The sequence below is a fragment of the Oryzibacillus soli genome, assembly GCF_051594765.1.
Classification (GTDB): Bacteria; Bacillota; Bacilli; order Paenibacillales; family NBRC-103111; genus Paenibacillus_AR.
Genome location: NZ_JBPPGJ010000165.1, coordinates 1 through 211, shown reverse-complemented (window position 1 = coordinate 211; position 211 = coordinate 1). Strand labels below are relative to the sequence as shown.

Sequence of the window (211 nt, the reverse complement as noted above, 5' to 3'; positions counted from 1 at the left end):
TTGGTGAGCCGTTACCCCACCAACTAGCTAATGCGCCGCAGGCCCATCCATAAGCGACAGCTTGCGCCGTCTTTCCATGCATCCCCATGCGGGAACGCAACGTATCCGGTATTAGCATCCGTTTCCGGAAGTTATCCCAGGCTTACAGGCAGGTTGCCTACGTGTTACTCACCCGTCCGCCGCTAACCTGTCCCCGAAGGAACAGATCCGC

1 rRNA gene is annotated in these 211 nt (G+C 57.8%); it reads right to left on the bottom strand.

What is annotated here, in order from left to right:
* Nucleotides 1-211: ribosomal RNA gene (locus tag ACSEXW_RS28635) — 16S ribosomal RNA — on the bottom strand; the annotation flags it as partial.